23 protein-coding genes and 1 pseudogene are annotated in these 22438 nt (G+C 70.8%); 13 read left to right on the plus strand and 11 right to left on the minus strand.

All coding sequences use genetic code 11. The features are described 5' to 3' along the window. Nucleotides 1-143: 143 nt before the first annotated feature. Both ACGFMK_RS21345 and ACGFMK_RS21350 read right to left on the minus strand, forming a co-directional pair. Complete coding sequence (locus ACGFMK_RS21345) at nt 144-749, minus strand: TetR family transcriptional regulator (RefSeq protein WP_392765692.1); 606 nt, start codon at nt 747-749, stop codon at nt 144-146. A 59-nt stretch (nt 750-808) separates the two neighbouring features. Next, nucleotides 809-1452, minus strand: a pseudogene (locus tag ACGFMK_RS21350) (alpha/beta hydrolase). Between the two features lie 161 nt (nt 1453-1613). Here ACGFMK_RS21350 and ACGFMK_RS21355 point away from each other — a divergent pair. After that, entirely contained in the window at nt 1614-1775 is a 162-nt protein-coding gene (locus ACGFMK_RS21355) for a hypothetical protein (protein ID WP_392765693.1), read from the plus strand. Nucleotides 1776-1784: 9 nt separating this feature from the next. Here ACGFMK_RS21355 and ACGFMK_RS21360 read toward each other — a convergent pair whose 3' ends face one another. After that, a complete protein-coding gene (locus ACGFMK_RS21360) occupies nt 1785-2339 on the minus strand; it encodes a TetR/AcrR family transcriptional regulator (RefSeq protein ID WP_392765696.1) in 555 nt (184 codons plus the stop codon). Nucleotides 2340-2450: 111 nt separating this feature from the next. On the opposite strand from ACGFMK_RS21360, the gene ACGFMK_RS21365 reads away from it, so the two are divergent. Then, nucleotides 2451-3464 (plus strand): NADP-dependent oxidoreductase, encoded by a 1014-nt coding sequence (locus ACGFMK_RS21365; RefSeq protein ID WP_392765699.1) that lies wholly within the window; start codon nt 2451-2453, stop codon nt 3462-3464. Continuing rightward, nucleotides 3461-3931 (plus strand): nuclear transport factor 2 family protein, encoded by a 471-nt coding sequence (locus ACGFMK_RS21370; RefSeq protein ID WP_392765700.1) that lies wholly within the window; start codon nt 3461-3463, stop codon nt 3929-3931. Before ACGFMK_RS21365 ends, ACGFMK_RS21370 begins: the two co-directional genes overlap by 4 nt. A 30-nt stretch (nt 3932-3961) precedes the next feature. Here ACGFMK_RS21370 and ACGFMK_RS21375 read toward each other — a convergent pair whose 3' ends face one another. Together ACGFMK_RS21375 and ACGFMK_RS21380 are read right to left on the minus strand one after the other, a co-directional pair. Continuing rightward, the gene (locus ACGFMK_RS21375; RefSeq protein WP_392765703.1) at nt 3962-4096 is read right to left on the minus strand and encodes a hypothetical protein; all 135 of its coding nucleotides are present in this window, start codon (nt 4094-4096) and stop codon (nt 3962-3964) included. Next, nucleotides 4093-4854: a serine hydrolase domain-containing protein gene (locus tag ACGFMK_RS21380; RefSeq protein WP_392765706.1), complete on the minus strand. Its 762-nt coding sequence runs from the start codon at nt 4852-4854 to the stop codon at nt 4093-4095. Before ACGFMK_RS21380 ends, ACGFMK_RS21375 begins: the two co-directional genes overlap by 4 nt. A gap of 47 nt (nt 4855-4901) precedes the next feature. Between ACGFMK_RS21380 and ACGFMK_RS21385 the strand changes: the two genes are divergently transcribed. Further along, nucleotides 4902-5174 carry a MerR family transcriptional regulator gene (locus ACGFMK_RS21385; RefSeq protein ID WP_392765709.1) on the plus strand — a complete coding sequence of 91 codons (273 nt, stop codon included), beginning with the start codon at nt 4902-4904 and terminating at the stop codon, nt 5172-5174. Nucleotides 5175-5552: 378 nt separating this feature from the next. Here ACGFMK_RS21385 and ACGFMK_RS21390 read toward each other — a convergent pair whose 3' ends face one another. Next, nucleotides 5553-6470 (minus strand): LysR family transcriptional regulator, encoded by a 918-nt coding sequence (locus ACGFMK_RS21390; RefSeq protein WP_392765846.1) that lies wholly within the window; start codon nt 6468-6470, stop codon nt 5553-5555. 102 nt (nt 6471-6572) lie between these two features. Between ACGFMK_RS21390 and ACGFMK_RS21395 the strand changes: the two genes are divergently transcribed. The 6 genes from ACGFMK_RS21395 (at nt 6573) to ACGFMK_RS21420 (ending at nt 12090) form a co-directional block, all read left to right on the plus strand. Continuing rightward, on the plus strand, nt 6573-7697 hold the full coding sequence (locus ACGFMK_RS21395; RefSeq protein WP_392765710.1) for an FAD-dependent oxidoreductase: 1125 nt from the start codon (nt 6573-6575) through the stop codon (nt 7695-7697). Next, nucleotides 7694-9469, plus strand: a complete 1776-nt coding sequence (locus tag ACGFMK_RS21400) for a CocE/NonD family hydrolase (RefSeq protein ID WP_392765713.1) — start codon at nt 7694-7696, stop codon at nt 9467-9469. Before ACGFMK_RS21395 ends, ACGFMK_RS21400 begins: the two co-directional genes overlap by 4 nt. Beyond that, nucleotides 9466-9939 (plus strand): nuclear transport factor 2 family protein, encoded by a 474-nt coding sequence (locus ACGFMK_RS21405; protein WP_392765714.1) that lies wholly within the window; start codon nt 9466-9468, stop codon nt 9937-9939. The genes ACGFMK_RS21400 and ACGFMK_RS21405 overlap by 4 nt, the downstream gene beginning before the upstream one ends. A gap of 24 nt (nt 9940-9963) precedes the next feature. After that, nucleotides 9964-10278 carry an NIPSNAP family protein gene (locus ACGFMK_RS21410; protein ID WP_392765717.1) on the plus strand — a complete coding sequence of 105 codons (315 nt, stop codon included), beginning with the start codon at nt 9964-9966 and terminating at the stop codon, nt 10276-10278. 177 nt (nt 10279-10455) lie between these two features. Next, nucleotides 10456-10920, plus strand: a complete 465-nt coding sequence (locus ACGFMK_RS21415) for an RDD family protein (RefSeq protein ID WP_392765720.1) — start codon at nt 10456-10458, stop codon at nt 10918-10920. 378 nt (nt 10921-11298) lie between these two features. Next, complete coding sequence (locus ACGFMK_RS21420; RefSeq protein ID WP_392765723.1) at nt 11299-12090, plus strand: hypothetical protein; 792 nt, start codon at nt 11299-11301, stop codon at nt 12088-12090. A gap of 739 nt (nt 12091-12829) precedes the next feature. Here ACGFMK_RS21420 and ACGFMK_RS21425 read toward each other — a convergent pair. The 5 genes from ACGFMK_RS21425 to ACGFMK_RS21445 all read right to left on the minus strand — a co-directional run bounded on the left by ACGFMK_RS21425 (nt 12830) and on the right by ACGFMK_RS21445 (nt 17284). Then, nucleotides 12830-13810 (minus strand): LLM class F420-dependent oxidoreductase, encoded by a 981-nt coding sequence (locus ACGFMK_RS21425; protein WP_392765726.1) that lies wholly within the window; start codon nt 13808-13810, stop codon nt 12830-12832. Between the two features lie 59 nt (nt 13811-13869). After that, nucleotides 13870-14520, minus strand: a complete 651-nt coding sequence (locus ACGFMK_RS21430) for a response regulator (protein WP_392765729.1) — start codon at nt 14518-14520, stop codon at nt 13870-13872. Continuing rightward, entirely contained in the window at nt 14508-15758 is a 1251-nt protein-coding gene (locus tag ACGFMK_RS21435; protein ID WP_392765732.1) for a sensor histidine kinase, read from the minus strand. The genes ACGFMK_RS21430 and ACGFMK_RS21435 overlap by 13 nt, the downstream gene beginning before the upstream one ends. A 153-nt stretch (nt 15759-15911) precedes the next feature. Next, nucleotides 15912-16346 (minus strand): hypothetical protein, encoded by a 435-nt coding sequence (locus ACGFMK_RS21440; RefSeq protein ID WP_392765734.1) that lies wholly within the window; start codon nt 16344-16346, stop codon nt 15912-15914. 530 nt (nt 16347-16876) lie between these two features. Beyond that, nucleotides 16877-17284, minus strand: coding sequence for an Lsr2 family protein (locus ACGFMK_RS21445; protein ID WP_392765736.1), 408 nt, complete (start codon nt 17282-17284; stop codon nt 16877-16879). A gap of 805 nt (nt 17285-18089) precedes the next feature. On the opposite strand from ACGFMK_RS21445, the gene ACGFMK_RS21450 reads away from it, so the two are divergent. From ACGFMK_RS21450 to ACGFMK_RS21460, 3 genes are read left to right on the plus strand one after another with little or no spacing between them, the layout of a single operon-like run. After that, nucleotides 18090-20663 (plus strand): molybdopterin-dependent oxidoreductase, encoded by a 2574-nt coding sequence (locus tag ACGFMK_RS21450; RefSeq protein ID WP_392765739.1) that lies wholly within the window; start codon nt 18090-18092, stop codon nt 20661-20663. Next, entirely contained in the window at nt 20660-21622 is a 963-nt protein-coding gene (locus ACGFMK_RS21455) for an FAD binding domain-containing protein (RefSeq protein ID WP_392765741.1), read from the plus strand. Before ACGFMK_RS21450 ends, ACGFMK_RS21455 begins: the two co-directional genes overlap by 4 nt. Then, nucleotides 21603-22193: a TetR/AcrR family transcriptional regulator gene (locus ACGFMK_RS21460; RefSeq protein WP_392765744.1), complete on the plus strand. Its 591-nt coding sequence runs from the start codon at nt 21603-21605 to the stop codon at nt 22191-22193. The genes ACGFMK_RS21455 and ACGFMK_RS21460 overlap by 20 nt, the downstream gene beginning before the upstream one ends. Nucleotides 22194-22438: the final 245 nt, after the last annotated feature.

Here is a 22438-nt window from a genome sequence, read left to right on the forward strand (position 1 = left end):
CACCCCGCCGCCGGGCCCCCCCCCCCCCCCCGTCGTCTCCGCGGGTTTGGTTTTTTATCTGGGCGCCGCGCTTCAACCCCCGGTTTTGCCGCCCCCCCCGCGACGTCAACTCTCAATCCGAAGCGAGCCCGTCGGGCGGGTGGTCAGGGGTGCCGGGTGGCCGGAGTCCGGCGCCGCGGAGGCCGGGCCGAGGGCACGATGGTGGTGAGCAGGGACAGCACGGTGCCGGTGATGGTCGTCAGGTCGGTGTCGTCCTGGCCTTCCAGCCACTTCCGGTAGGCCGTGCGGAAGATCTGGCTTCCCGTGCCGGCGGCGAGCTCCGCGACGTCGGGGTCGATTCCGCGCTCGCAGAGGGCCCGGCGGAACCCGTCGGCCATCTGATGCTGCTTGATCAGGTCGCGTTCCAGCAGCCGGGGGTTCGCCGCGATCATCCGGCTCCGCCGGTGCAGGGTTTCCCGCGATCCGAGGGCTTCCCAGTCGTAGCCGGTCAAGGTCCGGATCACCGCCTGGAGCGGCTGGGTGAGGTCGGGGGTCTGCAGGAGTTCCCCGACGAGCACCTCGTTGAGGTGGTCCGCGTCGGCGAAGAGGATTTCTTCCTTGTCCGGGAAGTACCGGAAGAAGGTCCGGGTGGTGACGCGGGCGCGTTCGGCGATCTGGACCGCGCTGGTGGCCTCGAAGCCCTGCTCCTCGAACAGCTCCATGGCGGCCTGCTTCATCCGCGTCTCACTTCCTTCTTCCCACCGGGGCATGGCGGCAGTGTACTTCCCGTGATGACTCGTCGTGACAACGCGCGGCCGCGGCCGGAGCCTCAGCGGAGGTGCTGGGACAGGAACAGCGCCGCGCGGTCGAGGGCCTGGCCCGCTTCCTCGAGGACGACGTCGACGCCGGCGTCGATCGCGCGGGCCGCCAGACGGGCCGAGTCGTCGAGCAGGACTTCGTGGGTCCCCGCCTGCAGCAGCGTCGCCGGGAATCCGGTGAGGTCCGCCGACAGGGCGGGGCTCAGGTGCGGGTGCCGCAGGTCCTGACCGGCGCAGTACATGCCGACGAGCGGTCCGAGCATCTCCCGCGTGAAGATCGGATCGATGCCCGCCTTGGTGTCCATGCTCTCGCCGCTGAGAGTGAGCCGCCGGCCGAGTCTCCGGCCGGCGCGATGCGTGCGGGGTCTTCGCCGTTCTCCAGCAGGGCGCGGTAGGCGTTGGCGCCGTCGTCGACCGCCGCCGGGTACGGGTGCTCCGGAGCCAAGCGGTAGTCCACGGACAGCGCGCGCATCGCCGTGCGGCTGACGAGGGCCCCGGTCGGCGAAAGCGCTGTCTCGGGCGAGCCGAGGCTCCAGGCGCCGCCGTGGAAGTACCGGATCGTTCCCGGGTGGTTGTCTCCGGTCGGCTCGACGAGGAGGGCGCGGCGGTCGCCGAGCGTCGCCTCCGAGCTGCGGATCCCGTCCGGGACGGCCATCCGGGCTTGCGTCGCGGCGTTCGCTGGCCTGGAAACACGGGTTCCGCGACGAGGACACGGCCAAGGCGGTCGCGGACTACAAGGCGCAAGGATCGACGTTCAGCCTGCGGGACAGCGGGATCCTGGACCGGCCGTCCAGCCTCCTGCTTTGCCTCAACGGCATGGAGGACTCGATCTTCCCCGTCGAGGACAGCATCCTCGTGGCCCTCTCCGGCGGTCGCGAGGAGATCCACGCGCGCAGTGGGCTGCGCCACATGGGCAATCCCGGCGGCGAGGAGATCGTTTACGACTGGCTCGACCGGCAGGTGGCGAACCACGCGTAGCACCGGGCGTCAGCCGGTCCGATCGGTCAGGATCGCGCCCACCACGAGGTCGAAGAGCCGCCTGGCGCGCGCTTCGTGCCCGGGCTGGTCGCCGAGCCAGGCGAACGCCGAAACCAGCGCGAAGAGATCCGCGCCATCGATGTCGGGCCGCGCCACGTCCGCGGCCTGGGCGTTGGTGAGGAGCCGGGCACCTGCCGCGCGCAGGGAGACGCAGGAAGCGTGCAGCGCGGATTCGGGTTCCTCGATCGCCTTCACCATCGACGTCACCACCCCGTGGTTGGCCGTGGTCATCGCGACGAACTCACGCACCCACACCGTCAGCGCCTCTCGAGGCGAACCGGTGGCCTCGACCTCGGCCGCCCGTGCCGTCAGCTCGTCGAAGCTCGTCCGGAGCAGGGCCTCCAGCAACGCCTCCCGGGTCGGGAAGTGCCGCAGCAGCGTCGCCAGCCCGACCCCGGCCCGGCGCGCGATGTCCCGCATCGACGCCTCGACACCCTGCTCGGCGAAGACGGCGCCGGCGACGACGAGCAGGCGGTCGCGGTTGGCCTGGGCATCCGCCCGCATGAGCTCTCCCTTGACTAAACGGATCACTGAACCATATATTCGGATCAGTGGTCCGGAAAAACGGATCCCTGGTTCACTTAGCTTACCGCGCGAGAGACGAAGGAGAGTGCCGTGCCGGCACAGACCATGAAAGCCATCCGGCTGCACGAGTTCGGCGGGCCCGAGGTACTGCGGTACGAGGACGTGCCGGTCCCCGAAGCGGGGCCGGGCGAGGTGCTCGTCCGCGTGCACGCGGTCGGGCTGAACCCGCCCGACTGGTACGCGCGGGAAGGCATGCCCGACGTGCCCGCCGAGCTGAAGCCCCCGATGGAACTCCCCTTGATCCCGGGCACCGACGTCTCGGGTGTCGTGGCCGCCGTCGGGGCCGGTGTCGACGGCTTCGCGGCCGGCGACGAGGTGTTCGGCCTGCTGCGCTTTCCCGCGGTGCTCCAAAGCGACGCCTACGCCGAGTACGTCACCGCCCCGGCGGCCGACCTCGCCCGCAAACCGGCCGGCGTCGACCACGTGCACGCCGCCGCCCTGGCCATGTCGGGGTTGACGGCGTGGCAGTTCCTGATCGAGCTCGGGCACGACCACCCCTCGCCGTTCCAGAAGGCCCAGCACCGCCCGGTGGCGCTCGACAGCGGGAAGACGGTGCTCGTCAACGGCGCGGCCGGCGGCGTGGGGCACCTCGCTCTCCAGCTGGCCAAGTGGAAGGGCGCCCGTGTCATCGCCGTGGCCTCCGGCGCCCACGAGGACTTCCTGCGTGAACTCGGCGCCGACGAAGTCATCGACTACACCAAGGAGCGGCCCGAAGACGTCGCTCGCGACCTCGACCTCGTCCTGGACAACGTCGGAGGTCCGCACAGCCGGCGCTTCCTGCGCACCCTCAAGCGCGGTGGGGCCCTCTACCCGGTGTACTTCGGCGAGTTCGACGACGAGGAGAACGCGAAGCTCGGGGTCACGGTCACCGCTACCCAGGTCCGCGCGAACGGCGCGCAGCTCGCCGAACTCGGGCGCCTGCACGAAGAAGGCACGATCCGCGTGGCGATCGACAGCACCTTCTCCCTCGAGGACGCCCAAGCAGCGCACAAACGAGCTGCCGAGGGACACCTGCGGGGCAAGATCGTGCTGACGGTCGCATGAGCGCGAACGCCGCCTCCGGCTGGGGGAGCGGCCACCTCCCCGCGATCCGTCCGGGGGCGGTGGCTCTCGACCCGGCGGAGCAGTTCGCCGTCCACCAGGCACTGGCGCGCTACGCCTTCGCCCTCGACCAGCAGGACTTGCCGGCACTGGAAGCCGTCCTGACCGAAGACGCCACCTGGACGTTCCTGATCGCCGGCGAGAACGAGCTCGGACCCGTCGCCGGACGCGCGGCCATCCTCGAGTTCGCCCGGGACGCGATGAGCGCCGAGACCGGCCAGCGCCGGCACAACCTGGTCAACGTGGCGTTGCACAGTGCGGACGCCGGCACAGCCCTGGTGCACGCCTATCTCCTGCTCACCTCGAACGGGGGTGTGATCGCCACCGGCTTCTACACCTTCCGGCTCGAGCACGCCGGCGGCGAGTGGCGGATCGCCGAGCTGTTCCTCGGCACGGACAACGCCTGGTAGCGGAGGGCCCGGATTTCCGGGTGGCGCCGGTCAAGACCGGGCGCGGAGGGCGTCGTAGATCGCGGTGGTGTAGGCCGCGGCCCGCGGTGAGCCGAGGATGTCGGCGCCCATGTTGTTCATGACAAAGCTGATCGTGACGTGCCGATCGAGGTCCAGGATGATCATCGAGCCGCCCCACCCGCCCCAGAAGGCGATGCGCCCGTCCGGGATCCACGGGAGCGTCCGCCGGAGCGCGCGAGCGGAGCCAGGATTTCGGCCACCGACGCCGCGTTCCCGTGCGCGTCGGCCGCGCCTAGTTCGGCCGCGCGCCACGCCGGGCCGTTGGCCGCGGTCGCGTCCAACGCGGGGCCGGTGAAAGTCTTGTACGCGACGGTGTCCCGGGCCAAGGCCGAGGGATCGAAGTCGATCGCGGGCGGGAGAACGTCGGCCACCCGGTCGGCATCAGACGCGCGTAACCCGATCTGGAAATCCGCGCCCAGGGGCGCGGAAATGTGCTGGTGCACGAACTCGCGCAAGGACTGACCGGTCAGGCGATGCACCAGCTCCCCGATCAGGTGGCCGTAGTTCAGCACGTGGTAGCCCGACGCCGAGCCGGGGCGCCACCAAGGCGCTTGAGCGGCCATCCGCGCCGCGGCCGCACGCGGGTCGTACAAGTCCTCGAGCCGAGCGGGGTGGTCGAGGCCGGAGACGCCGGAGGTGTGGGACAGCAGGTGCCGTACCTCGACCTGCGCCTTGCCGCGGGCGGCGAATTCGGGCCAGTAGCGGGCGACCGGCGCGGAGACGTCCAGTTCGCCCGCGTCGACGAGCAGGAAGGCGGCCAGGCTGGTCACGGTCTTCGTGATCGACCAGACGTTGGTGATCGTGTCGCGCCGCCAGGGACAGGCCGACCTCGGTTCCGCGACGCAGGTGCCCGGCCACGACATCGCGGACGGGTTCGAAGGCCGGGCTGACGGTTCCGTTCGGTTCGCTCATGCGGCCAGCCTCGAACGACGAAACGGCCCTGGGCCGCGTTCGGCAAATCCGTGAACTGCTGAACGCGGGCCTTTCCACGGACGTGATCCGCGCGGTCCTGCCGTGCCTCGCCTCACCACGCGATCCGATCGTCTTCGAAGGCGTCACGGCGGAGACGGTGGCGGCGCTCGAACGCGAGCGGGACAGGATGACCACGCGCATCGACGTCCTGGCCCGCAACCGAGACGCGATCGCCGCTTACCTGACCGAACTTCGGAAGCACGCCGGCTGACTCGTCGTCAACGGTGGCGCGCGTCGTGCCCGACTCCAGCGCCTGGTCCACGGAGAAATGGGTCGGCTCGGATCGGCGCGAAGCGGTTCCGTGGCGACGGCACCAGCCACGTCGAGATCGGCAGATCGGGCCAGGGCGACCGCGCAGTGATATCCTGCCCGGGCACTTCCACTGGGCACTACTTCTTCAGGTCACCGATGTCACAGAGCCACTGCAGGCAGTGAGCTGAGCGAGGGCCGGGACACGGGAAGCCGGATCCTCCGCATGAGCTGTGGCCGCGCGGGCTCGTCGAGCAACCTGGCCGGCGGGCCGGCACCAGAGCTTTCGCAAGGTCGAACCCGAGGTGCTCGTGCTTTGCGGAAACCGGCCGGCTTGTGCTCATGCCTGCGCGGCGCTGTCGGTAGCCGCAGCCATGATGCGGCGGATGCGCTCACGCAGGAACTGGTGCGCGCGGTCCTGGTGGTTGCGCGGATGCCACGCCATGCCGACTGTCAAAGCCGGGAGCGCCAGAGGAATCGGGAACGTGTGGAGGCCGAGCGCCTCCAGCATGGACCGGCCCAGTCTGGCCGGGGCGACGCAGACGACGTCGGTTTCGCGCGCCAGGAACAGCGCGCTCGCGAAGCTCGGGACCACGGCGACCACCTGCCGGTGCAGGCCGAGGCCGGCGAGCTGCTCATCGATCGGACCATGGGCCCGGCCGCGCCGTGACACGGCGACGTGCTCGGCCAGCGCGAACCGTCGCGGCGTGACGGTCTTCATCCTCGCCAGTGGATTGGCCGGCCGCACCACCCCGACCAGTGTCTCCGTGACCAGCGTTTCCGAGCGGATTTCCGGATCACCCGGACGGATGGTCCCGATCTCCAGATCCACGAATCCTTCGCGCAGGGCCGGGGTGTCCTCGAGATTCTCCGGCCGCAGCCGCAGCGAAATCCCGGGCGCCTGGACCCGCAGGTCGTCGATGAGGGACGGGATGAACATCGCGGACAGCATGTCGGTGACCTGAAGGTCGAACATGCGCACGGCCGTCCGCGGATCAGCGGCCTCCGAGGGCGCGAACAGGGCTCGCGCCCGAGTGGCGACCGCGTGCACTTCACCGCGCAGTTCGAGGGCACGGGCGGTGGGCACGAGGTCGCGGCCGGCGCGCACGAGCAACGGATCGTCGAAGGCGCGCCGCAGCCGGGCCAAGGCACGGCTCATCGCCGGCGCCGAGGTGTGCAGCCGCGCCGCGGCCTTCGTCACGCTGTTTTCGGCGAGCAGCGCGTCCAGCACCTCGATCAGGTTCAAGTCGTAATCCACCAGCCGATTATCACACGCGAAATTGATTTGTATCAACGTTGCACTGGAGAGAATCGGCTGGCGTCTCTACCGTCGAAAACGAGACGAGTGAAGGAGTACACAATGGACATCGAGACGCGGGCGGTGGTGATCGGCGGCGGGATCGTCGGTCTCACGAGCGGCCTCGCGCTGCGCCGCGCCGGGCTGGACGTGGTGATCTACGAGCGCGCTCCCGAGATCCGCGCCGCCGGGGCGGGGCTGGGGCTCTGGGCCAACGCGCTCGCGGCGTTCGACGAACTCGGCGTCGGCGAGCAGGTACGCGCCATCGGCAAACCCAGCGAAATGTACTTCCACGACGCCGGCGGGCGGCTGCTCGACACACCGGGTTTCGGCGAGGAGGACCACCAGTTCCTGCTGGTACACCGGGCGAAGCTGAACGACCTCCTCGCCGACGCGGTCGGGCGGGAGAACATCCGCCTGGCCACCGGGTTCGAGAAGTACGCCGAGCACGCCGATCGGGTCACGGTCCGGTTGTCCGACGGCAGCAGCGCGGACGCCGACGTGCTCGTCGGGGCCGACGGTGCGTACTCGACGGTGCGCGCGCAGCTGGTGCCGGACACCGCGGCGCGGGAACACGTCGGCCACCACGCCTGGCGCGCCGTCATCCCGGCCACCGGTCTCTCCGTGACCGAGAACCGGCTGACCCTGGGCACCGAGGGCTGTCGCGGCGGTTACGTCCGCACCTACGACGGCAGCGTTTACTGGCTGGTGAACCAATTCGACACGCCTCCGCTGACCGGCACCCGGAAGGAGCAAGCCCTCCAGCGGGCCGCCCACCTCGGCGAGGAAGGGCGGAACACGGTCCTGACCGAACTGATCTCCGCCACCCCCGAAGAGCTGATTCTGCACAACCGGGTCATGCTCGTACCACCTTTGCCGCACTGGGTTTCCGCGCGGGTCGTGCTGGCCGGCGACGCGGCGCACGCCATGTCCCCGCACATCACCGCGGGCGCCACGCTGGGCATCGAAGACGCGGCCCTGCTCGGCGACCTGCTCTCTCCCGGCGGCGACGTGCCTGGCGCGTTGGCCGTCTACGAAGCCCGCCAGATCCCGCGGTATGCCCATGCCGCGCGACTGTCCGAGGCCGTGGAGCACGCGCCCACTCCGCAGGAGTTCGCTCAGCGCTACGCCGAGTTCAGCCACTGGATGCTGACCCACGCGCGGGCAGAGAACGTGGCGAAGGCATGACCTTCACCGTCGAGGTCGACGTGCCTGTGCCGATGCGCGACGGCATCGCCCTCGCCACCAACGTGTGGCGGCCCGCCGGGCCGGGACCGTTCCCCGTGTTGCTGGTCCGCACCCCCTACGGCAAGGACGACGCCGGGACGTACGGCAACCCGAAGCTCCCGGACGTGTTCGCTCTGGTGGATGCCGGTTACGCAGTCGTGGCCCAGGACGTCCGGGGCACGTCCCGCTCGCCCGGGACGTTCGTACCCCACGCCCACGAGGGCCCGGACGGTCTCGACACCCTGGCGTGGCTGACCGACCAGCCGTGGTGTGACGGCGCGGTCGGCATGTGGGGTGGTTCCTACATGGGATTCGCGCAGTGGCAGGTGGCTCCGCACGACACGCCGGCATTGCGAGCGATCGCACCCGTGATGAGCTCCGCCGACCCGTACGCGGCTCCCTGGCGCTCGCCGGGCGGCGCGCTGTCCCAAGACGCCGTCCTGACCTGGGGGACCCTGTCGGCCCTGCGCAACCTGCGCCGCGGCGACGGGCACGATGACGCCGCCGACACCCGGGTACTGCTGTCCGGCCTGTCCGACCCGCACCTGCTGCACGACCCGCTGCCGGTCGCCGGCCGCGGCGCGCTGACCCGCCACCTGCCCTGGCTCGGCCAGGTGCTCGACCATCCGGAACGGGACGCGTTCTGGCGGGACGTCTCCGCGATCGACCACTGCCACCGCATCACCGTCCCGGCCCTCCAGATAGGAGGGTGGTACGACGTGTTCGTCGGCGAGACGGTGCGGTCGTACACGGCGATGCGTCAGCACGGTGGCAGTGCCGAGGCTCGCGACGGCCAGCGGCTGATCCTCGGTCCGTGGGCCCACGCCGACGGCACCGACCTGGGCACCTTCCCCGACCGGTCGTTCGGCCTCGCCGGCAGTATCAAGGCCGCCGGCGTCACGGAAGCCCACCTGCGGTTCTTCGACCGCTGGGTCCGCGGCCGGGCGACGGCCGACGGCGACACCCCGCGCGTCCGGATCTTCGTCATGGGTATCGACCGGTGGCGCGACGAGGCGGACTGGCCACTGCCGGACACCCGCTACACCGGCTTCTTCCTCACCGGCGGCGGCCGGGCCAACACCGCCGCCGGCGACGGCGTCCTGACGCGCGACGCCGTACAGATGGCGGCGGTGGACACCTTCCGCTACGACCCGCGCCGCCCGGTTCCGAGCCTGGGCGGCACCGTGCTCGCCGCCGCGTCCGGCTCCTACCCCGGCCCGGCCGACCAGGCCGCGGTCGAAACGCGCGAAGACGTGCTGTGCTTCACCACGGCCGTCCTCGAGCGTCCCGTCGAAGTCACCGGCCACGTCAGCCTGGTGCTGCATGTCTCTTCCTCGGCGCCGGACACCGACTTCACCGGCAAGCTCGTCGACGTGCACCCGGACGGCAAGGCGATCCTGCTGTGCGAGGGCATCCGGCGCGCCCGCTACCGCAAGTCCCTCACCGAGCCGGAGCTCTGGGAGCCGGGGACGGTCCACGAGCTCACCGTCGACCTTTCCGTGACCGCGAACGTCTTCCTGCCCGGGCACCGCATCCGGCTCGAAGTGTCCAGCAGCAACTTCCCCCGCTACGACCGCAACACCAACACCGGCGGGGCGATCGCCGCCGACGGCGAGGACGACGTGCGGGTCGCGGTCAACCGCGTCCACCACGGGCCGGCTCACCCCAGCCGCCTGGTGCTGCCGCTGATCGAACGGCCTTCCCCCGAAGCGCCCGAGGAGGCTCGAGCATGAACGCACTCGAAGAACTGACCGAGCGGGCGGCCATCGCCGACGTCGTCGCCGGCCTCGCCCACGCCCAGGACGACCGGGACTGGGCCGCGCTGCGGCGGCTGTTCGCCGACGAGGTGACGCTGGACCTGTCGACCCACTACTACGGCAGGCCACCGAAAACCGTGCCGGCCGCCGAGCTGGTCGAGCTGGCCCGCACGACCCTGGCGGGTTTCGACTGCACCCACCACACCGCCACCAACCTCGTCGTCCGGCTGACCGGCTATGAAGCCGAATGCCGCACCCACATGGTCGCCTACCACCACGTCCCCGCGGAGCCAGGTGTCGTCGACCACTGCACGATGCGCGGCTACTGGCGGCTCGGGCTCCGCAAACTCGGCGGCCACTGGCTGATCCACCGCTGGGCGGTGATGCGCACCGCACCGTGGGAAGGATCTCCGGACGTCTACGCGCTCGCTGCCGCCCGGGACTGACCATCGACACGAAGGAGAAGGACCGTGTTCTACGAAATCCGGACCGAGCACGCCCACCCCGGCCGCGGCGCCGAGCTGGCCGGATACCTGGCCGAGACCGTGATCCCGCTGCACGAGGAGGGGGGAATGCATGTGGTCGGATCCTTCACCGCGCTCGACGACGAGGACGCCTTCGTCTGGATTCGGCGGTTCGAGGACGCCGCCGACCGCGAACGCGTCGTGGACGCGGTCCACCGGGATCCCCGGTGCCCTGCCGTCATCGAGACCGTTTCCGCGCTGACAGCCGGATCCGCGTCCACGGTCCGGTTGGCGCCGACAGCCGGTTCACAGCTCCGCTGACTGACCGCGCGCGTGGCGTCGAGGATCAAGACGGGTGAATCGCCTGGTGCGGGAACACGGCGTGGACACCCCAGGTGTCGCTGGCGACTTGCGTGATGTGCAGGTCGACGACGGGACTGGCCAGGGCAAGCGCGACCGCCCTGTCCAGTCGCCGAGCGGCAGAAGGCCCCGGGCACCGTGACGGGGAGGTACAGCGTCGAGCCGGCGACCAGGTCGCGGCAGTCGATGGTGCCGCCGCCCTGGGGCGTCGGCGGGATCGTCGACTGCTCGCCCGGATCCGATGTCCTGATCCAGATCTGGGTGCCGCTGCGCCGGGGTGGCGTCACCCCGGGAATGCTGGTGATGGGCCTGCGGATCGAGACGCTGCGAGGCGGCCGGCCAAAGGGCCGCGCCTACTTGATCCGCTGGGTGCTGCTCACGGTCGACGGGTTGCTGCTGGGGCTGGTCGCGATGGTGAGCATCGTGGCGACCAGGCGGCGTCAGCGAATCGGTGACCTGGTGGCCCGGACACTGGTGGTCCGCACCGGCACCGACGGGCGTCGAGCGCGGGTGTTGCCTTCCGGCTCAGTGGGTGAAGCGGCCGCCGAGCAGGACCTGAGCCCGGGTGCGGACGACGGCGTGGTTGACCGTCGATGGCACTAAGGGGCGCTCGAACAGCTCTGGACCACTCCTGGCAACAATCGCTCGCGCCGTTGTGCCTTCACGAGCTGGTCACCCACTCAGGGTGCGACCTCGGAGCTGCGGCACACCGTCCGCACGCACGCCCTCGCACTGCCGCGGATCTCCGACCGGCTCGGCCCCGACCGGCCGCTGGGCGACGTCGCCGGCGACGAACTCAATGTCGCGCAGGGTGCCGAAGAACGCGTCCCAGTCCACCTCGCTCTGGCCGACCCCGCTGAGGGGATCGCGTCCAGCGGGGAAGTCTCGCGGGCCCCGTTGCTCTGGAGCTGGCAGGATGTGGTGCAGGGAGTCGTGCTCGTCGGACGCGCGATCCCTTTCCCGGCCCGAGGATTGGACGCAATGGGACGCTCGTCGGTGTTCACCTTCCAGTACATCGCCATCGACACGGAGGCTGGTGTCACGCCGGAGGAGTTCGAGACCTTCGTGCGTGCTGAAGGCGTTCACCTGCCCTTGTACCCGGGGTGGCGGTGGACCCTGCTGCGCGGGTTGCGCGGAGAGCGGACCGGGCAGTACCTGATGTTGTACGAGATCGAGAGCGCCGAGCAGCGCGACCGGTACGTCACGGCCCGGGGTGAGCGGACCGAGCCGGCCCGGCTGTTCTGGGCGCGGCACCCGGAGGCGGAGGCGGTGCTGGCGCGGTGGCGGCGGCTGGGCACGTTCGGTGAGCTGCCGACGTTGTTCACCGACTACCGGCTGCTGGCCGACAATCCGCGGAGCACGGTCACGCCCGGCCCCCGCTACCGCGACCGCCCGGGGGAGGAACCCGTCGCCCGGGTCGTGGGGATCCACAACCTGGCGTTGCGCGCCGGTGTGACCGAGGAGGTGTTCGACCGCTTCATCGCCGAGAACCACCACCGGATCGACGACTACCCGGACTGGCGGTTCCACGTGCTCAAGGGCGAGCGGGGCAACCGCCTCGACCAGTACGTGATGATGATGGAGATCGCGAGCCTGGACGCGCTGGACGTCTTCTACCCCGAGCCCGACATCGCCACCGGCGAGGCCGCGGAGTTCGCGTCCGCCCACCGTGACACCAAGCAGATGTACGAGGAGTGGAAGCAGCTGGCCTCGTTCTCGGGCTCGCCGCAGATCTACACGGACTACCTCGCCGTCGCGGAGAACCCGGCGTAGTCCCGCACGACCGGGACGGGCCCCCGGGTAGGTGAGGTCGGTCAGATGGTTGAGGCGAAGGCGGTGCGCAGGGCCGCGGTGGCCAGCACCCTCGCCGGCGTCCAGGCGTTGCCGCGGCAGCGCTCGGCGGCGTCGACATCGTGGTGGACAACGCCGGCGCCGCCCGCACCCACCTCGGGGGCATCGCCACCGCTGTCAGCACGTACACCACCGCCGCGAACACCTTCCGATCTGCCAACGGCACCGTCCCGCCACCTTGCTGTCCGGGCCGGAACGGCGGTGTCAGCGGCGGAGCGGGATCACTCCGTCGAGGTGCGGTGGCCGGCGTCTGCGGGCGGGCGGCGGTGCCGGAACGGCCGTCGCAGGTGGCGGATGGAATGGCCTGCCGGGTGGTCGGCTCGTTCGACGTCGCGACGGGCCGCCGCGGTGCGGTTGCACTCCCGCGAGCATTGGGACGGGCCGTCGATCCCGGCCATCGTCGCCCGATGCGGCAACCGGTCCAGCGTCACCGAACGCTGTTGCCCAGTCAGCGATCCCGACGTTTGTCGTCAAGATCTTCGACGACTTCGGGTAACGCTGATGATGACCTGGAACAACGCCGACGCCACGTCGCCTGGCAGTGGCAGGTACAGCGGCCCTCGATCGCGGCTTTGTGACAGCGGGCGGCGAGAACTGGCCCGAGACACCACCCGGCCGGTGTCCACCGAAGTCCGGGCATCGGATCGTCAGTGCTTCGGGCTCAGTCGACCAGCTTGCGCAGGGTGCGCCCGGCCAGGTCGACCACGCCGGGCTGGTGTCCGTTGGTGACCAGGTTGATGATCAGGCCGTCGACGCCGGGATCGAGGACCCTGGTTTTCAGGTCTGCGGCGACCTGGTCGGGATCGCCGACGAACTGTCGAGCCGTGACCGCGGCACGTTCTTTGTCGCCGAGCGTGTCGAGGTCGATTCCCCGCCTGCGCAGGAAGGCGCGCTGCTGTTCCCTGGCCCGGTCGCCGTTTTCGTCGATCATCACGAAGCCCAGGAAGCTCGTTTCCAACGTGGATCGGTCCCGGCCCGCTTCGGCGCATCGCTGGTCGAGCGCTTCGAGCTTGCGGGGCAGGTCTGCCGGGTCGCAGATGATGTTGAGGTGCTGGGCGAACCGGGCCGCCAGCGCGAAGGTCTTCTTCTCGCCGCTGCCGCCGAGCATGATCGGCAGGTCGTCGCGAATCCTGGGCTCGTTCATTGCGTTTTCGGTGTGATACCACTTGCCGTCGAAGGTGGGGCGCTGACCGCGCAGCATCGGTTCGATGATCTGCAGCGCCTCGTCGAGACGTTCGAACCGGTCGGTGAAGGTGCCGAACTCCCAGCCGAACTGCCGGTGTTCCAGCTCGAACCAGCCCGCGCCGATGCCCAGTACCGCGCGTCCGCCGCTAACCACGTCCAGCGTGGTGACGGTCTTGGCCAGCATCGGCGGGTTGCGGTAGGTGTTTCCGGTGACCAGCGCGGACAGTTGAATCCGCGAGGTGGCGGTGGCCAGTGCGCTCAGCGCGGAGTACGCCTCCAGCATCGGTTCGTCCGGCTCGCCGATGCCGGGCAACTGGTAGAAGTGATCCATCACGAACGCGGCGTCGAAGCCGGCATCTTCCGCTTCCCGCACCTGGCGGATCACCGTGGGGAACAGGTCCTTGACCGGCGTCCCGTAGCTGAAGTTGGGAATCTGGTAGCCAAGCCGAATACTCATGGTCCCAACGCTAAACCCTGGAGTGCGCTCCAGGGCAAGTCCAGCGCCTTGGTGGCCCGTCAGGCCCGGGACGCTCCGAGGAACCGCAGCACGGCCAGGACGCGGCGGTGGTCCGCGTCGGCCACGGGCAGGTCAAGCTTGGCGAAGATGTTGTTGATGTGCTTCGCCACCGCGCTCTCGCCGACCACCAGCGCCTGCGCGATGCCGGCGTTGGAGCGCCCCTCGGCCATCAGGCCGAGCACCTCCCGTTCGCGGGGGGTCAGCCGCGCGAACGGGTCGCTGTCGCGCCGCAGCAGCAACTGGGCGACGACCTGCGGGTCCAGGGCCGTGCCCCCGTCCGCCACGCGCCGGACCGCCGCCACGAAGTCGGCGACATCGGCCACCCGCTGCTTGAGCAGGTAGCCCACCCCGCTGGTGTTCGCGGACAGCAGGTCGGCCGCGTACCGCTCCTCCACGTACTGCGACAGCAGCACCACCGGCGTCCCCGGCCAGCGCCGGCGGATCTCCATCGCCGCCCGCACCCCCTCGTCGGTGAAGCCGGGCGGCATCCGGACGTCGATCAAGGCGAGTTCGGGCCGGTGCTCCGCCACCGCCGCCACCAGCCCCTCCGCGTCGCCGGCTTCCGCGACGACCTGGAACCCGCCCATCTCCAGCACCTTGATCAGGCCGACCCGCAACAACACCGAATCCTCGGCGATCACCGCGCGCACGGCAGCTCCGCGGTGATGGTGGTGGGCCCGCCGACGGGGCTGCTGACGTGGAAGGCCCCGTCGAGGGAGCCGACCCGCTTGGCCAGCCCGGTCAGCCCCGTGCCGCAGGCGGCGTCGGCACCGCCCAGCCCGTCGTCGGTGACGCGCACTCGCAGCACCTCGCCGACCTGCCGGACCACCACCTCCGCACGCAGCGCGTTGGCGTGCTTCGTGGCGTTGGTCAGCGCCTCGGAGATCACGAAGTACGCGACTGACTCCACGGTGGGCGCCACCCGCTCCTCCAGGGTGACCCGCAGCCGCACCGGCAGGGGCGTGCGGGCAGCCAGCCCGGACAACGCCGCGTCCAGTCCCCGGTCTTCGAGCACGGCCGGGTGCAGCCCCCGCACCAGGTCATTGAGCTCGGTGATCGCCTCCTTGGCCTCCAGGTGCGCTCTCGCGATCACCTCGCGGGCATCACCCGGCAGGTCCGGGCGGGTGGCCATGGCCAGGCCCAGGTTGACCGCGAGGGACACCAACCGCTGCTGGGTGCCGTCGTGCAGGTCGCGCTCGATCCGGCGGCGCTCGGCGTCGACGGCCTCGATCAGGTCGGTCCGGCTCACGGCCAGCTGATCGACCCGCTCCTGGAGCCGCTGCGCCCGGCTGGGCCCGAGCAGGCCCGACGCCAGCCGCGCCTCGGCCCGGGCTACCGCTCGCGCGGTCCAGGGCAGGGCGCACAGGAGGAGGAGTCCAGCCGCTGTGTAAGCCGGCAGCTGGGTCAGGTAGCCGAACCAGTCCTGGCGGATTCCGGTGGGCAGTGCCCATGACCAGGCGTAGGCGCTGACGGCTGCCAGGCACGCTGCCGCCACCGCGAGCACCAGGAGCTCCAGCAGCGCGAGCAGCGGGCCCAGCAGGAGGTGGTAGCCGATCTTGCGCCAAGGCCGCGTCGCCGCGAGCCACCGGGCGGTCGAGGCCCACGTCCGTCGTTCCGGCGTGGTGGGGGTGAGCCGGGGGACGTCCACACCGATGAGCACCCGGTAGCGAACCCGCTGGACGGCCGTCAGCACCGGGGTGCCGAGCAGGACCAGGGCGGCCGACACGGAAACCGCAAGAAGCCAGTTCCCCGTCCTGGCGACGGTCGTCGCCGCCCAGCCTCCCCACACGGGCACCAGCGCCAGGTGCGGCAGCACACCGGCGGCCAGAAAGCCGGTGTCCCGCCGCGCCCGGAGGACCGTGCGTCTCAGTCCGGCTGGAATCGTCATGGCACGACGCTAGGGCACCGCAGGAGGACGGTGCCATGAAGCCTGTACCCGATCTCATGGTGAACCTAGCTAGACAGCCGGGCGTCGGTACCGCCGCAACCATCGCCCGGACGCGGCCGATCGGCCGGTTCGCCGCCGCTGATGCCCTCGTCGTCAGGACGGCCTTTCGGTGTCGTGCAGGGCGAGCCACGTGCACAGGCCGGCCAAGGCCAGTTCCGGGACCGTGCAGACGAGTGCCTGGGTGAATTCGGCGCCGGCCTGGGCGCTCAGGACGTCGAACCAGGCGTCCATCACCATGAGCGCCGCGACGGCCGATGCCGACAGGCGGGCGCGGTCGTCGCCGTGGTGGGCCAAGCGCGCGGTGGTCGCGCAGCCGAGCGCCACCGCCAGGTCGAGTCCGATCCACACGGCCGGCCAGTGCCGCACCTGGGTGGTCTCGGGCAGGGACCGGCCCAGCACGAACACCCATGGCACCATGACCGCGGCGACCGCGCCGAGCACCCCGGGCGCCCAGCGGTTGCGGGGGCGCGCCCGGACACCCGGCGACCTCACCCAGAGTGGCGGCCGGGGCATCGTTCGAACGGTCACGGGATTCCTCCACCGAAGTTGTGGTGCTGCCGCCGGCGTCGGCGGCCCTGCGGTGAAACCTTGCCGCCGGAACCGGCCGAGATCAGTAGCCCGTGGTTCCGACTTCGTGGTGGTGCCGGCTACCGCACCGACCCGGGTGCCCGCGTGATGGTGCCGCCCGTCCGGTCTCGATTACCGTGGGATCACGGACACGGCACGACATGCTGGGCCCGCCGCTTCGGCGACATTCGCCATCGCGCTCGGGGGGATTCCGTCGCGCAGTGGTGCCAGCCGATGAGGTGTTGCTCGAACAGGGGATCCTCGACGGTGCCGTCCGGTCGTGCGCACCAGGCGTGCGGAATTAGCGCAGCCGATGCCGCTGTCGCGTAGCCCTCGACGTACGTGAGGTCGTAGTGGTGTCACATTCGCGAAGCGCCGCTGCTGCGGCGCGTTACGGGTGAAACGTCCTCCGTCGGCGACGAGGGTGATTCGTCTCGCCGCCGACGGGCGGGTCGCGGTGATCTCTCCCCAGTGAAATCCCGTCACCGCCGTCACTTCCGGGCGGCGGCGACCTTCTTGCGCGGGGCACGCTTGCGGGCCGCCTTGACCGGCTCGGCTTCTTGTACCTGGGCGGCGTCGTAGGCGGCGATCACCTCGGAGGAGAGACGTCCTCGTTCGGAAACCTCGTAGCCGTTGGCGTTGGCCCACGCGCGGATCTGCTGGTTGCGTTCGCGGTCGGACGCGGTGGTGGTCGACTGTCCGGTCGCGACGCGGACCTTGCGTCCGCCGGTGCGACGACCGGCGCTGATGTAGCGGGCGAGGTCGTCGCGCAGGGATGCCGCGTTGTCGTCGGAGAGGTCGATTTCGTAGGTGACGCCGTCGAGGGAAAACGGGATGGTGTGCGCGGCGGGGGTACCGTCGATGTCGTCGAGCATCTCGACGAGGACCTTCTGGGCCATTCCTGCTCCTTGATGCGGTATATACCAGTATGTAAGGCGCTCGAATGTCGTGCTCCTCTTCGGAGTGTATACACAGTGGTCTCGTCGGGGAAATATCTCCCGCCTGCCTGCAGCTCGCATCAAATGAGTCTCTGCCCGCGTGTCTGAGATGAATCGGATCTGCGGGAGGAGAAGCCACCGTGAAGCCGGAAAAGGCGCCAGGCGGTAACACGAATCTGCAAGTTGCACGCGCGGAGTTCGTGCCGGCCCGCCCTGCGCACCTACCGCCGGCGGCTTTGCCTGTGCGGCCTGACGATCCGCTGCGGTCACTGGCCAATGCTCTCGGTGACGTGCGTCCGGATCTGGGGGAATCGGTCGATGTTTGCCTGGATTTGATCCCGCTCGCACCAGCGCGGATCCTGCGCCACGCTCGGCAGGCCGCTCGGGAACTGGAAGCGGTTTCAGCTCTGGTCTGTTCGGAGCAGCAGCCGAGTTCGCCGTCAACCTGTTCGGCGAATTCCTGCCGATCGCACGCGCCTGCGGGTCGCGGAACAACGTCGCGACCGACGAGCCGGTTTTCGCTGTTCAGGTGCTCATTCGTGGGCGCCGGAAATCCCTGGCCGGGCGCAGGCTCACCTGCGCGGCGTGATCGGCGCGTTCGACGTTAACCGTGGCGAGAACCACTGGCTCGTGCGCGGACCACGTGTCCTCGGCTGATCGGCGGGGCGATGGGTCACCGAACGCCGCGGCTCGACTGCCTTGACATTCTGACAAAGTGACGCTGAGATGTCAGTCTGTCAGGATTCGCGCTGAGGACGGAGTCGGCATGGACGTCAAGGTCAACGGCACCGGCTACGTGGTGGACGCCGATCCCGACGCGCCCGCGGTCACGGTGTTGCGGGACGGTGTGGGGTTGACCGGGACGAAGCTGGTGTGCGGGGCCGGCGTCTGCGGCGCGTGCACGGTCCAGGTCGACGGCACGCCGATGGTCAGCTGCCTCCTGCCCGCCGCCGCGTTGTGCGGTCGCGAGGTGACCACCGTCGAAGGGCTGTCCGGCTCCCACCCGGTCCAGCGTGCGTTCGCCGCCCACGACGCCTTGCAGTGCGGCTACTGCACTCCCGGCTTCGTCGTCGAAGGTGCCGCGTTCGTGGACCGCTGGCGCGCCGAGCACGGCGACGTCGCGCCTTCGCGCGCCGAAATCGCCCGCGCGCTGTCCGGGCACCTCTGCCGATGCGGCGCCTACGCGAGCATCCACACCGCGATCGCCGCCGCGTGCACCGGGGCGCACGACACCGAAGACGTGCGGCCGGCCAGGGTCGAGGCGATGGAGAAGATCACCGGCCGGGCCCGCTACACCACCGATGTCCGGCTGCCCGGCCGGCTCGAGGGCGTGATCGTGCGATCCTCGAGCCCGCACGCGCTGATCCGATCCGTCAAGGCAGCCGGCGACACGGCGTTCGTCGATCTCCTTCCCGCGGACCGGATCGTGCGCTACATCGGCCAGCCGATCGCCGCCGTCGCGGGCAGGACCCGGGCCGAGGCGAGCGCCGCCGCGAGCCAGGTGCTCGTGGAGTACGAGGAGCTGCCACCGGTGCTCGACGCCGAGGCGGCGCAACGGCCCGGCGCGCCGCTGGTCTACTCGACGAAGGCCGAACGCAAGGCCGCGCCCAGCTCGGGTGAAGGCGCGCCGAGCTTGCCGACGTCGTGGAACGGCAACGTCCGCGGTCCGTCCTCGCTGGGCTGGCGCGGCCGCACCGCGGCCAGACGCGTCGAGGAGGCCAAGCAGCGCAACGATTCCAGGCTCGTCACGGCGACGTTCAGCACGCCGGTTCAGGTCCACACCGCCCTTGAACCGCACAGCTGTGTCGCGCATTGGCAGCCCGACGGGAGCCTGGACCTGTACGTCTCGACCCAGGCGGTCGGCGCGGTCGCGGAGTCGGCCGCCGAGCACTGGGGCCTGCGACCGGAGCAGGTGCACGTCGTGGCCGAGCACGTCGGCGGCGGCTTCGGCGCCAAGACCGCCCTCACCGCCGAGGCGATCGTCGCGGGCGAACTCGCGAAGCAGGCGGACGCGCCGGTGCGGGTCGTGCTCGACCGGTCCGAAGAGCTGACCGTGACCGGCTACCGGCCCGGCACCCGCACCGAGGTGAGCCTGCTCGCCGACGAGAACGGCGACATGGCGGCGCTCACCATGGACGTGCACGGCGACGGCGGGGTGGCGATCGGCTCGATGGTCGCGGGCCTCGGCCGGCTCGTCTACGGCACCGGGCCGCGCCGGCTGCGCGACTTCGACGTGCTGACCAACCAGTCGCCGGGCGCGCCGTTCCGCGGCCCCGGTGGCCCGCCGATGGCGTGGGCGCTGGAGCGCTCGATCGACGAGATGGCGGTGCGGCTGGGGGAGGACCCGATCGCGTTGCGGCGTCGCTGGGACGGCAACAAGAAGCGGCACGCGCTCTACGACTGGGCGGCGGCGCTGCCCGCGTGGACGCAGCGGCCCGCCGCGGGCGCACAGACCGGCCGGTTCCGCCGCGGGATCGGCGTCGCCGCGGCCAACTGGATGTACTTCGTCGACGGCAACACCGAGGTCGAACTGGTCGTCGACGGCGGGGTCGTGCTCGCCCGGACCACCGTGCAGGACATGGGAACCGGCATCCGCTCGGTGATCCACGGCATCCTGCGCCAGGACCTGGGACTACCCGACGACCGGGTCCGCGTCGAGATCGGCCGCAGCGGCCCGCGGCACGGCCCGACCTCCGGCGGCAGCCGCACCACGCCGTCGGTCGCGCCCGCCACCCGGGACGCGGCGCGCCTGCTGCGCCAGGCCCTGGGTGTCGCGGCCGGTTCCGTGGCGGATCGGCTCGGCAGCGCGGACGGCACGCGCGTCGTCGGCAAGCGCAAACGCGATCGGCGCGGCTACGTCACGCCGTTCGCGATGGACAACCTGTCGGTCGGCCGCGGGTTCAGCGGCGCGGTGCACGTCACCGAGGTCGAAGTGGACACCCGGCTCGGCAAGATCCGCGCGACCAGGGTGTGGGGCGGGATCGCCGCGGGTCACATCTACGACGACCGGCTGGCCCGCAGCCAATGCGAGGGCTCGATCATCCAGGGCGTCGGGTTCGCGCTGTACGAACAGCGCCACGTCGATCCCGCGACCGGCATCGTGCTCACCGACAACCTCGAGGACTACCGCATCCCCGGTATCGGGGACACCCCGGAGATCGAAGTGCACTTCCACCACGACGGCTGGGACCACGTCACCGGCGGCGGGGTCGGCATCGGTGAGCTGGCCACGCTGGGCGTCGCGGCCTCGGTCGGCAACGCGGTGCGCAACGCGACCGGGTGGAGCCCACAGGACCTGCCGATCCGCCCCGACGTCCTGCTGGAAGGGATCCGGTCATGACACTGTCCGATGTGGTCACCGCGGTGTCGCGCGGCGGCGAGTTGCGGGCCGGCGGGACGGACGTGGTCGCGCGCAGCCTGATCGGCCGCGCGACCGGCCCGTTCGTCGATCTCGGTGCGGTGCCGGGCATCCGGGGTATCGAGTGGCGGCCGGACGGGTCCGCGCGGATCGCCGCGATGACCACGGTGGCCGAGATCGCCGCGGACCCGAAGCTGCGCGCGGCCTACCCCGCGCTCACCATGACCGCGGGTGGTCTCGCCACCCCGCAGATCAGGGCGGCCGCGACGATCGGCGGGAACCTGTTGCAGCGCAACAGGTGCTGGTACTACCGCAACCCCCGGTTCAGCTGCACGCAGACCGGCGGCGAAGGGTGCCCGGCCCGCGACGGCCGGCACCTGTACTCGGTGGTGATCGACCAAGGGCCTTGTGTCGCACCGCATCCGTCGTCGATCGGGATGGCGTTGCTCGCCTACGACGCGCTGGTCGAGGTGCACGGGCGCGGCCTGCTCCCGGTCGCCGAGCTCTACGGTGACGGCTCCGACCCCACGCGTGATCACCTGCTCGGCCCGGCCGAGGTGCTGCTCGCCGTCGAACTGCCCGTCCCGGTGGCCGGCGAGCGGGCCGCGTACCACCGGGCGATCGGCCGCGCCGAAGCGGAATGGCCGCTGGTCGAAGCGGTGGCGCGGGTCGTGGCCGACGAGGCGTCCGGAGCGATCACCGCGGTGGCGGTCGCGGTCGGCGGGGTGGCGCACACGCCGTTGCGGCTGACCGAGGTCGAGGCCGCGTTCACCGGCGTGGACACCCTGCTCGCGGCGGCCGATCAGGCCACCGCCCGGTGCCGTCCGTTGCCGCAGACAGGGTACAAGGTCGCGCTGCTGCGGGACACCGTGCTGGAGGTGCTCGAACGAGCGTCCGGCGTCGTATGCGATATTCCTGAGCATGGCAGCCGCACCGATTGACCGGATCCTGGACGCGGCGTACGCGTGTTTCGTCCGGCACGGGATGCGCCGGACCACGATGGACGACATCGCCGCGGCCGCGGGCATGTCACGTCCGGCCGTCTACCAGTACGTCAAGAACAAGGACGACGTGTTCCTGCGGCTGGCGTCCAGGCTCTTCGAGCAGGCCCTGACCGCGGCGCGCACCGCCGCGTCCGCCGATGGGCCGCTGGCCGATCGGCTGTACAACGTGCTGGCCGCGAAGCTGTCGCTGACCCTGCGGGTGGTGCAGGACAGCCCGCACGCCGCGGAACTGCTGGACGAGAGCGCGCGGCTGTCCGGGACGCTGGTGGAAGGGTTCAAGACGTCGATCTTGACCTTGCTCACCGACACGGTGACTTCGGCGGCCGACACCGGCGAGATCGCGGTCGACGGCCCCGACCCGGTGGAGATCGCGGAGCTGGCGCTGGCCCTCAACCACGGCATCGAGGAAAGCCCGGTGGACCCGGACCGCCTGAGGGCCCGCCTGCGCCTGGGCATCACCTTGATGGTCGGCGGCCTGAAGCCGGGAAAGCCACTTTCAGGACGCTGAGCGCCGGCGCCCCGGCCCAACGCCGGCATGAGACCTGGTGTTGCCCCCGGCCGTGCGGTGCCGGCCACCTGGCCGACCTGCGCCGAATGCCTCGAACGTCAGCGCGGTGAACGGGGGACACGGATCCCGCGTCCCCCGCGCGAGCCACCGTCGATGTCCCCGGCAGGGGGACTCGGCCGCCCGTGTCCGCTCGCTAGTCTTCCGTGTCATTCCCTTCGTGCCGGCCGGAACACGGCCGGTGCGGC

The organism is Amycolatopsis sp. NPDC049252 (genome assembly GCF_043197175.1).
Classification (GTDB): Bacteria; Actinomycetota; Actinomycetes; order Mycobacteriales; family Pseudonocardiaceae; genus Amycolatopsis.